The 10,436-nt window shown below is 58.0% G+C and carries 10 protein-coding genes; 7 read left to right on the forward strand and 3 right to left on the reverse strand.

The genetic code is table 11. The features are described from left to right. The first annotated feature begins 461 nt into the window (after positions 1 to 461). The 6 genes from ACDP63_RS23270 (at position 462) to ACDP63_RS23295 (ending at position 5,316) form a co-directional block, all read left to right on the forward strand. A complete protein-coding gene (locus ACDP63_RS23270) occupies positions 462 to 761 on the forward strand; it encodes a mobilization protein (RefSeq protein WP_409928717.1) in 300 nt (99 codons plus the stop codon). Positions 762 to 772: 11 nt separating this feature from the next. Beyond that, a complete protein-coding gene (locus ACDP63_RS23275; RefSeq protein ID WP_409928718.1) occupies positions 773 to 2,416 on the forward strand; it encodes a type IV secretory system conjugative DNA transfer family protein in 1,644 nt (547 codons plus the stop codon). An 18-nt stretch (positions 2,417 to 2,434) separates the two neighbouring features. Beyond that, a complete protein-coding gene (locus ACDP63_RS23280) occupies positions 2,435 to 2,983 on the forward strand; it encodes a hypothetical protein (RefSeq protein WP_409928719.1) in 549 nt (182 codons plus the stop codon). Between the two features lie 254 nt (positions 2,984 to 3,237). Continuing rightward, the gene (locus ACDP63_RS23285; RefSeq protein ID WP_203243594.1) at positions 3,238 to 4,290 is read left to right on the forward strand and encodes a replication initiator protein A; all 1,053 of its coding nucleotides are present in this window, start codon (positions 3,238 to 3,240) and stop codon (positions 4,288 to 4,290) included. 82 nt (positions 4,291 to 4,372) lie between these two features. Beyond that, entirely contained in the window at positions 4,373 to 5,041 is a 669-nt protein-coding gene (locus ACDP63_RS23290; protein WP_259950551.1) for a ParA family protein, read from the forward strand. Beyond that, positions 5,023 to 5,316, forward strand: coding sequence for a hypothetical protein (locus ACDP63_RS23295; RefSeq protein WP_259950550.1), 294 nt, complete (start codon positions 5,023 to 5,025; stop codon positions 5,314 to 5,316). Before ACDP63_RS23290 ends, ACDP63_RS23295 begins: the two co-directional genes overlap by 19 nt. Before the next feature lie 46 nt (positions 5,317 to 5,362). On the opposite strand, the gene ACDP63_RS23300 is transcribed toward ACDP63_RS23295, so the two are convergent. Together ACDP63_RS23300 and ACDP63_RS23305 are read right to left on the reverse strand one after the other, a co-directional pair. Then, complete coding sequence (locus ACDP63_RS23300) at positions 5,363 to 5,683, reverse strand: hypothetical protein (RefSeq protein ID WP_409928720.1); 321 nt, start codon at positions 5,681 to 5,683, stop codon at positions 5,363 to 5,365. Positions 5,684 to 5,685: 2 nt separating this feature from the next. Next, a complete protein-coding gene (locus ACDP63_RS23305; RefSeq protein ID WP_409928721.1) occupies positions 5,686 to 8,637 on the reverse strand; it encodes a Tn3 family transposase in 2,952 nt (983 codons plus the stop codon). A gap of 140 nt (positions 8,638 to 8,777) precedes the next feature. On the opposite strand from ACDP63_RS23305, the gene ACDP63_RS23310 reads away from it, so the two are divergent. Then, the gene (locus ACDP63_RS23310; protein WP_409928722.1) at positions 8,778 to 9,344 is read left to right on the forward strand and encodes a recombinase family protein; all 567 of its coding nucleotides are present in this window, start codon (positions 8,778 to 8,780) and stop codon (positions 9,342 to 9,344) included. Positions 9,345 to 9,368: 24 nt separating this feature from the next. Here the strand turns inward: ACDP63_RS23310 and ACDP63_RS23315 are convergent, their stop codons facing one another. Continuing rightward, complete coding sequence (locus tag ACDP63_RS23315; protein ID WP_409928723.1) at positions 9,369 to 10,289, reverse strand: LysR family transcriptional regulator; 921 nt, start codon at positions 10,287 to 10,289, stop codon at positions 9,369 to 9,371. Between the last annotated feature and the right edge of the window lie 147 nt (positions 10,290 to 10,436).

Consider the following 10,436-nt stretch of genomic DNA (forward strand, 5'->3'; position numbering starts at 1 on the left):
CTTGCCAGTGATCTGCCCCCAGATCCCCAGCCTCATGGGGGGCGGGATATGGGGACAGATCACTGGCGGTTTGCCGGGGGCAAACCCGGTTCGTGTCGGCACCGTCAGGTCCAACGACACGAACCTCCCGCAAGGGAGACGCCAGCGCCAGACCGGCCCCCACCGTGGGGCATCGGGCGAGACGCTGGCGCGACCTTGCGGGGCGCGATCCAACCGCTGAGGTTGGGCTGGGATGGTTTGGAAGGGGCGGCGCGCCCTTCCATGTCGATACGGCACGGATCGAAGGGGGTGACCATCGGTCGGGGCGTGGCCCCAGAGAGATCGCACGCAAATCTCGGAACCGCAGGTGAAGAGTTTGCATAAGTGCGCCCTTGTCCTTTACAGGCCTACGGGTAAGCGCTATCGCTCGATCTGACAAGACCAACCTGTCCACCTGCTCTTTTCAAAGATGGAGACGCGCATTGGCAGACACCGAACTCGAACGGGCCGAGAAACGATACGCCCAGGCCAAGGCCCGTCTTCAGGCGCTGAAGAACCGGGAAGCCACCAGACAGCGCAAGCTCGACACGCGGCGCAAGGTGATCCTGGGCGGGGCGCTTATGGACCTGGCGGAACGGGATTCTGGTGCTGCCGCCATGCTCGACCGGTTGATCCGCAACCTCCCCCGCGAACAGGACCGCAAGGCCTTCGCGGACTGGGGAACTCCCTCGGGGCCGCCCTCCCCTGCCCCGTCCAGCTCTGATCCGGAAACGCCCTCCTGATGCGGGGCGTGATGCGCGTCTTCGGAGGGCTGTTCCGGTTCTTCGGTCGTTTGATCTTTACGCCCATCCTGTTGGGCTGGATGATCGGCGCTGTCGTGTTCGGCGCGATAATCGGAGCGCTCGTGGCCACGCCCTTCGTCTTCGCCTTCTTCGACCAGCCGCCCGGCGACAGCGCATGGCAGTGGCTGGTCTTCGGTCCGTTCATTTTTGTCGGTGGTATCTTCGGGTTCCAGTACTGGCGCATGGCCTCTGGCGCGGACGCTTTCTTCGGGCTGATCGGCGACAGCCACGGCTCCGCCCGCTTCGCCAACCGCAAGGAGCTGAAGAAACTCCAACGGGAAGACGGCCTTCTGATTGGGCGCAACCCGCACACCGGACGGCTGCTGCGCTATGATGGTCCGGCCCATCTGATCACCCTCGCCCCGACACGGGCCGGGAAAGGTGTCGGCACCGTGATCCCCAACCTGTTGGCAGCGGAACGCTCGGTCCTGGTCATCGACCCCAAGGGCGAGAATGCCCGGATCGCCGGGGAAGCCAGGCGGCGGTTCGGGACGGTCCACGTCCTCGATCCTTTCGAAGTCTCCGGAATGCCCTCTGCTGCCTACAATCCGCTCGACCGGCTGACACCGGACAGCCTCGATCTGGGTGAGGATGCCGCTTCCCTGACAGAGGCGCTGGTCATGGACCCGCCGGGACAGGTCACGGAAGCGCATTGGAACGAGGAGGCCAAGGCCATCCTCGGCGGGCTGATCATGTTCTGTGTTTGCCACGAGGATCGCGACCGCCGGTCTCTCGCCACCGTCCGGGAATATCTCACCCTGCCCCCGGAAAAGCTGCGCGCGCTGCTGGAACTGATGCAGGACAGCGATGCGGCGGGCGGGCTGATTGCCCGTGCCGCCAACCGCTTCCTCGGCAAGGCGGATCGGGAAGCCGCCTCTGTCCTGTCGAACGCACAGCGGCACACGCATTTTCTGGACAGTCCACGGATCGCCCGGTGCCTGGCGCGCTCGGACTTCGCCTTCTCTGATCTGCGCCACCGGATCACCTCGGTGTTCTTGGTGCTGCCCCCGAACCGAATGGATGCTTACAGCCGCTGGCTGCGCCTTCTGGTCTCTCAGGCCCTTCAGGACATCGCACGGGACGCTGAGCGGCCTCAGAGCGCGTCAGAGGGCCGTTCTGAGCGCCTCAAGGCCCCTGCCCTCTTCCTGCTCGATGAATTCGCCGCCCTGGGCCGCCTGGAAGCCGTAGAACGCGCCATGGGGCTGATGGCGGGCTACGGGCTTCAGCTCTGGCCGATTCTGCAGGACATGAGCCAGCTCAGAGACCTCTACGGCGAACGCGCAGGCACATTCATTGCCAATGCCGGGGTGCAGCAGGTCTTCGGGGTGAACGATTTCGAGACGGCCAAGTGGCTGAGCCAGATGATCGGCCAGGAAACAGCCGGATTCCAGACCGACAGCTTCAAGCCCGGTGACGGCCCCAGCTTCAGTAACAACCTCACGGGTCGCGATCTGCTCACCCCCGATGAAATCATGCAGCTCCGCCCGGAAAACCAGCTCCTGCGCGTGCAGGGGCAAGCCACCGCCGTCGCGCAGAAGCTGCGCTACTACGTCGATCCCGAGTTCAAGGGGCTGTTTGTCCCGCAGGACCAGTAATCCGAAGGACGCCACCCGATGCCAGACCAACCCGACCTCCCTGCCCTCTCCGACGATGATCTGCGCGAAACGCTTGATCTCATGGCCACAGCCGTCGCCAGCATGTCCGACAGGATCGACGATCTGACCGCCGTGGCGGACAAGCAGATCAAGGTTGCGACGGAAGCGCGGATCGCGGCCTTCGCCGCACGGGATCAGACCAATCCAAAAAAATACGGGGATCTTCTTGGCCAGACCCTCGACAGCCACCTGGGCGCAACCGCAGACGCAATGACCGAGATTGTCCGACGCCTTGGCGTCCAGACGGACAAGACCATTGGAGCCTTGGCCAAATCGGAAGATGATAGGTCGAGAACCTATCGAGAGGTGTTTGAGCGAGAACAGAAAGCGGATCGCCTCAAAAGCCGCCTGCCTTGGTTTGGTCTGGGTGCATTGGTTCTGGCCCTGGTGTTGACGGTGACGCTTCCTCGTTTCTTGGCCAGCAACGCGTCCACATGCGCTGTCCTTGGGGCGTCATGGACCACGACAACCACGGGTGTCGATGCCTGTGTGTTCTATCGACGGTGAGCGATCATGTGATGGCCCTGATCAGCTCTGTCTGAGAAGTTGTGTGTTATATATGTGTTATAGAAAGTGTTACGAGAATCGCTATCTCCGCAACACACTGATTTCGTTTCGTGATTCCACCACATTTTAGCCTGCCGGTGTGTAGAGTATCGAAGAAAGGTGGGTAGACTGTCGAAGAAAGGTGTGTAGAGTATCGAACAATGCACGCCTCTGGTGGGCAGACTGTCGAATAATGGTGGGTAGATTATCGAATAATGGCACGGCCCCGAAAAAGAACAGCTTTGCTACCGCAGCGGCACACTGAGCCGGACCTGTTTGTCTGTGACATCCTAGATGCCACGCCTAAGAGTGACCGCGCCTCGATGGAACACCCCCTGTTCTCGCTCTCGGTCAAAAAGGACCTAGCCGCATTCGAGTACGAACAAGGCAACGTGAAGGTGAAGATCACGCCAGCGGCTGAGGAAGGCCGCGCAAATGTCTTTGATAGGGATATTCTGATTTATGTTCTGAGCCAACTCATGGCAGCGAAGAACGAAGGCCAGGAGATCGGTCGTCGTGTCCGGATTTCAGCCCATGATCTGCTGAAGGCCACAAACCGCCATACTACCGGACAGGCCTACGCAACGCTTCGACGTGCTCTCACCCGTCTTCAGTTTACGCAGATCGAGACGAACATTCATGACCATGGCATAGGTGAGTGGCGTTCGATTTCATTCATCACCGATGCGCGGATCGTCAAGGAGGACTCCACAGGCCGCCTTCTCAGTGTCGAGCTGGAAATGGGTGACTGGCTCGTCAAGGCCATCGAGAACAAGAACGTACTGACGCTCAACAAAGCTTATTTTCAGCTCCGCAAACCCTTGGAGCGGCGCTTGTATGAGTTGGCACGAAAGCACTGCGGAAAGCAGGATGTCTGGCGGATTGGGTTGGATAAGCTGCAACACAAGACAGGCTCTACATCTACAGCAAAAGAGTTCAAACGCCTTGTAAAGGCGATCTGCAGGGCAGATGAGGCTCAGTCCCACATGCCCGATTATCGCTTCAGGCTTTTGCATGATGTACTGGAAATTACTCCAAAGCCTGAGTTTCTGGAGATTTATGGCGATAGCCCGTCGTTCGCTTCAGAGGTATCGGTGCGTTTGTCCTCTGATGCCTACGATCAGGCTCGAAAGGCTGCTCCCACATGGGATGTCTATGCGCTTGAGCAGGAATGGCGGATGTGGATGAACGACCCACCACGTCACCCGGATGCCGCTTTTATAGGGTTTTGTCGGAAATGGTATGAGCGCAAGGGCAAGGCCCCATAACACTTAACAGATACCTGATACCTGTTAAGTGTTGACAGTTATTGGTTAAGGGTTAAGGGTTGGGGGAAAATGGAGGCAAGCCATGACGCAGGTTATCAGCGTAGTGCAGGAAAAGGGCGGCGCGGGAAAAACGACACTTCTGACGGCCATCGCAAGCCTGATGGTTCAGGATGGTGCAAGGGTCGCCGTGATTGACACAGACCCTCAGCGGCACTTGGAATCGTGGGCAAAAAAAGAACAGACCGATCTCGACTGGCTATACGAAGAGGATGACGAAAAGCTTCTGCCAACCGTCAAGGCATTGAAGAAGGCTGATCCGCCGTATGACGCGATCTTTGTGGATACAGCAGGCTTCAAGTCGGCGATGGCAATGCACGCCATCGCGGCTGCCAATCTCATCCTGATACCATCGAAGGCCAACGAAGCTGACGCCAAGGGAGCCAAGCGAACCTATTCACATGTTCAAAGTGTTGCTGAGACAATGGAAAAAGAGATTCCGGCCCTGGTCGTGATGATGGACGTGGATACACAAACAAACATCACGCAGGCCATTGTCGATGCTCTCGATACCCAAAATGTGCCTCGGCTGAACGCCATGTGCGCGCATCGGACAGGATTCAAGGAAATGACCTCTACAGGGCAAGCCCCACAGGGATCGGCGCGACGGTCGGCTCAGTCGGTTCTGGCGGATTTGCAGGGCAGGGGCCTAATCAGTTTCTACAGGAGCGGGTCATGGCCAAAGTCAGCGTAAACCTTGACGACGATCTGGACGCAGACGACAGCTCAAAGAAGTTGAAGGCAATGGCGGCACCGTTGCCAAGTGTCAGCAGAGCAAAGTCATCTGCTTTGAAGGACGCCCCGCGCGTCCAGTTCTCTTTCACGAATGTGCCAGAACCCATCAAGGAAGCCTTTGCATTCGAGGCGAAGAGGCGCGGGCTTACTAAGAAAGAACTTTTGTATGAATGCCTTAGGGCAGGAGGCATCGACATCCCTACATCTGCAGAGATCGATGGCCGCAGAAGATAACAGATAACAGTTATCAGGCTTTCCGAGAAAATTGGCTTGGAGTTGCCTAGATCAAATTCAATACCGCCTGTCGCGTTCGGGAGTGAACGTGCACCGCGTTGAGATGCTCTGTAAAATAGGTACTCAGGAGAGCCAGGAAGTCTCCATCCACTGGCATTCCGGCAACATCCGCAAAGCGCCTGTAGTTGATGTGTACGGGAAGGCCTTCAACTATATGATCTTCTGAAAGCCCGTTGTCCAAATCATGGGCAAAGAACTGCAGCTCTAATGCCCAGTCACCAATCGGAGCCCGGTCTTCCAACTCTTCCAGGCCCCATCGGAAGGTTTCTTCGTAGAACCACGCTAAGGGGGAACATTGCGCGAACATATTCACGTTCCCCAGTCTCTGGCTGGTCTGATGTTCAGCGGCCGCGCAATTTTGCGCTCTGCTGCTCCTGAATGCCAATCGAAGTCACCGGAGAGAATGACGTGCTCCCAGCCGAGGGGCGACGTGTGGGCAAGCAGCTTGGCGTCGTAGAGCGGGCTGGTCCGCGCGAGGTGGCTTGCCGCTTTGTCCATGTAGATCGTGTTCCAGAACGTGATGGCAGCAATGACGAGATTGAGCGCCATGGCCCGCTTCTGTTGGGCGGCGTCAGAGCGATCGTGAATGCGCCCTTGTGAGTGGGCAAAGACGGCCCTGGCCAGCGAGTGGCGCGCTTCACCCTTGTTTAGGCCCGCGTGGCATTCCATGCGCAGGTCGGCGTTTTCGATCCAGTCGAGCATGAAGAGCGTGCGTTCGATTCGACCGATTTCACCCAAGGCGAGGTAGAGCCGGTTTTGCTGGCGGTACGCCCCAAGCTTGCGCAGGATTTCAGACGGTTTCAGAGACTTGTCCCGAATGCTAGCCGCGAGCCGCATGATATCGCCCCAATGCTGCCGGATTACCTCTTCGTTGATTGGCTTCCCGATGAGGGGTGACAGGGTGGGCCACGCCTTCGCGCCACCGAAGCATGCTAACCGCCGATCGGGAAAGTCGCGCAAGCGCGGCGCAAACGTCATTCCCAACAGATGGAACAAGGCGAAGACGTGATCCGATACGCCGCCGGTATCTGTGTAGTGAACGAGGGGGTCGAAGCTGGCTGGGTTGCTCAGAAGGCCGTCGAGCACAAATGGCGCTTCTCCTGCGGTCGCCCCGATGACGCTGGAATGGAACGATCCGTACTGGCCCGACAGGAAGGAGTAGATTTTCAGGCCAGGGTCTGGCCCGTATTTGGCGTTGATAAGGCCACTGCCACGATTGGCAGAGAAAAACTGGCCATCCGATGAGCTGCGCTCCGCTGCGCCCCAATGTTGCGCGAAGGGCAGGCCATGATGACCATCGACAATGCGGCCCAAGGCATCCGCGAACGTCTCGGGCCGAAGGTACCATGTCTGCGCCCAAGTCAGCTGCGCATGGCTGACACGTGATGAAGCATGGGCCATCCGCTCCAAGCCAAGATTGGTGGCCCCGGCCAGGATTGTGGCCAGAACGGCGGCGGGCTCATCGTGCTGCTTGCCAGACCGCAGGTCAGTGAAGGCATCGAGGAACCCGGTCTGTGCATTTACCTCCCAGAGCAATTCCGTGATGCGGATGCGGGGCATCAGGGCGTCAATCGCCCGTTCCAAGCGCGACGCAGCGGGCGGTGTGACCGCGTCATGCGGCGTAATTTTCAACCGCCCGCGCTCAATTCGGACACCAGAGAGGGCATTGCGCTTCAGGGCGCGATCCACCTGGCCCAAGTGTTTGGCCAACATGGCACGACGATCCGCCAGCCATGCTCCCGGATCTGTCTCAAAGCCCGCGTCGCGCATGACGGTCTCCGCTGTATCCCGGGGCATCAGATAGCTGTCGAACCGGCGATATTCGCGACTGCCATCGACCCAAACATCTCCCGCACGCAGACGGTCTCGCAAGGTGGACACAACGGCGGTTTCGTACACGCGCCGCTGTGGTTGACCGTTGTGGTAGATCAATGACGGCCAATGCTTGGCGGCGAACGGCATGGGCAGATCATCGGGCAACTTGCGTTTGCCGGTGCGGTTCTGATCACGCAGCAAGGCGATTGCATCTTTGAGGTCATCCCCCGCATCAGTGGCATTGAACTGGAAAGCCTCCAGAAAGGCAGGGGCGAACCTGCGCATATAGGCATAGCGCTCAGCCGCCAGAGAAAGCGGATCACTGGTTGCCAGCTCCCCGAAGCCGGCAATTTCGTCACGCTTGCCCAAGAGAATGTCCCACCCAACGTCCGCATCCAGCGCAGCAAAGGGATCTTGCCCCGTGTCCTGCGCGCGGGCCATGGCATCAATGGATGCACCGAAGAGTTGCATCAGCTTGCCAACCCGGGTCTTCCCCATACGCCAAACCTCCTCCTGATGGTTGCGGGATCTTGAGAAGAGCTGGCCGGTCAACCGCTCGAACATGGCGATCGTCGCGTCGGTGATCGTGATGGATAAATCCGCCGTCTGTGCCGCGAGCGTTGCGATCCGCCGCCGCTCGCCAAAATCGTTCAGCAAGCTGACGGGCGCTACAGCGCCTTCACGCGCAAACTTGAGCAGACGGTCCGGGTGCAGACCCTGGCCAAGATCTGGCGGCAGATTCAATGATCGCAGATATTTCAAGCGGTCCAGAAGCGCGGCCATGCTGGCCGAACTGGTCGAGTGCGGAAAGCCGCGCAACCATGTGAGCCGCGTTTGCCCGACGGACGGGTCATTCACCAAGAGCGCCTGCAAATGGTCACGCTGCTCCAGTGAGAGGGCATCAAACAGCGCCGCGGCAGCCTCACGCCGGGCGCGCGCTCGGCCCTTCAAGGCGAGGCGCTCAAGCGTGTCTACGCTTGGTAATACCAGATGGTGCTTGCGCAAATCCGCAATCAGCGTCTCTACAATTTTCACGCCATGATCCGTTGCGAAGGCCGCCCTCGTGGCGATATCCTCTGCCTGCTGCACATGTTCAGGTCCGAAAGGGGACAGCCCCAAATGGCGCATCGCGAGGGCATGGTGTTCATGCCGCGTATTTCGCCTGACGGCATAGTCGTCGAGTGAACAGGTGCCGACCTGAAGTTGTTCGGCAAGCCAGGCGATCAGTTCAGCTGGCGGCATCATACCTTCGCTCCACCCCAAGCCGGGGTAGCGCAGCAAGCAAATATGTACCGCAACACCAAGGTGGTTTTCGGGGCGGCGGCGAGTACGGATCAGATCAATGTCATCTCCGCTCAGCAGATAGTGGCGGATCAAAGCGTCAGAATCTGTCGGCACCCCGAAAAGGTCCGCATACGCGCGGGGTGAAAGAAGTCTGCGGCCCATAAAGTGTCCTCAAAACGTTGTTGCAAGTTTGAAGACACCGAATATTATAGAGACTAATAAAAAGACACATTTGACGTGCCAAACTGGGTTCGGAATGGTCATGTCAACTCAGGCCATAAAACGGCCGTTTTGGAGACACCATGCCACGCACTGGCGACATCCTCGGATACGCAAGGGTCTCGACCGCCGACCAGGATTTGTCCGGCCAGAAAGATCGACTGCTACAACATGGCGCTATTCGCGTCTTCGAAGACGTGATCTCCGGCAAGACGTTCAACCGGCCCGGTTTGGCAGCCTTGCTTGATCAGGCCAGGCCCAACGATACCCTCGCCGTCATCCGCCTCGATCGCTTGGGCCGCTCGCTCAAGGAACTTCTGGAAACCGTCGATAACCTCAAGGCCAGAGAGATCAACCTGATCAGCCTCGAGGAGCGGATCGACACGACATCTGCCGCTGGAGAACTCGTATTCCATGTCTTCGGGGCCATTGCGCATTTCGAGCGCCGCCTGATCTCTGAGCGCACCAAAGACGGCCTGATCAACGCTCGAAAGCATGGCCGCACCCCTGGTCGCCCGCCATTGCAACCCGAGACAATCTCAGCCCTCCAAGATCTCGTCAGCGCAGGTAAATCCGTCGCTCAAGCCGCAAAACACCTCGGCATAGGCAGATCAACAGCTTACAAGGCGATCAGAAATGCCACGCCGTAAGCCATGTTCAGGCTTCGTTCTTCCTTAGCGTGGTTCTACGAAGAAACCTTCCGATGGGGCCGGATGCCGGTCATTCAAAAATTCCAGGAAATGCGCCGCGGCCACGGTTTGGCGGCGATTGCTTTTTACAAATAACGCAGTTTGGAGTTCGGGCAGGTCATTCTTGGAAATTTCAGCCACGACGATACCCAGACTCTTTGCGGCGGGCGACACGGCGTAGTCCGGTAAGATTGTCAAACGGTTGGTCATCACTACAAACGATACCAGCGCTTCGATCTGGTTCAGTTCGAAAGTGGTATTGAACGACAACCCGCGCTCGATACCCGAGCGGTAGAAGTGTTTGCTTGTCATAAAACTTCGGTCAAGCATCAAGAGTTCATAAGGTTGAATATCTCGAAGGCCAACGGATGCGCGGTCAGCGAGCGGGTGGTGAGGCGACATGGCCGCAACAAACCGGGTACCGATCACGCTTAGAATTTCGATTTCGGGTCTCGTTTCCACGCCAATCGCAATTCCGAAATCCGTTTTGTCTTCGATGACGGCATCTATGATTGCTTCGGTACTGAGAATGCGGCAATCGAACGAAATGCCCGGATAGGTTTTCTTGAAGTTAGCGATCGTCGGAAAAATCCAGGAATTCATCACACCTTCGATGGTCGTGAAGCTGACTTTGCCGGATACCAGCCCACGGATGTTGTCGATCTTGGCGTTTGCAAGGTCAAGTTCCCGCACGGCACGACGGGCGTGAATTTCAAATTCTTGACCTTCATCCGTTAGGACCATGCCTTTCTGGTTTCGGTCAAAGAAAGCAGCACCAAACTGATGCTCAAGCTTCTGGATTTGACGGGAAATCGCCGACCCACTGACATTCAGTTGTTCCGCTGCCCCACGGATCGAGCCGATGTCAGCCACCATCAAGAAGTACTTTAGTGCCGGAATTTGCATGGCGGGCTCCTGATGCAGCGTTGCTGTTTCGGCAACGCAATGTGTGATTAATTATAATATCCGAAACGATGTGCCTCGTCTAACGTTGTCGACAACCTCAATAATCTAATCTGCCTGACCTAACCGGAGATCCCAAAATGAAAGAAC

Origin of the sequence: Paracoccus sp. P2, from assembly GCF_046335115.1 — a bacterium.
GTDB classification, from domain to species: Bacteria; Pseudomonadota; Alphaproteobacteria; order Rhodobacterales; family Rhodobacteraceae; genus Paracoccus; species Paracoccus pantotrophus.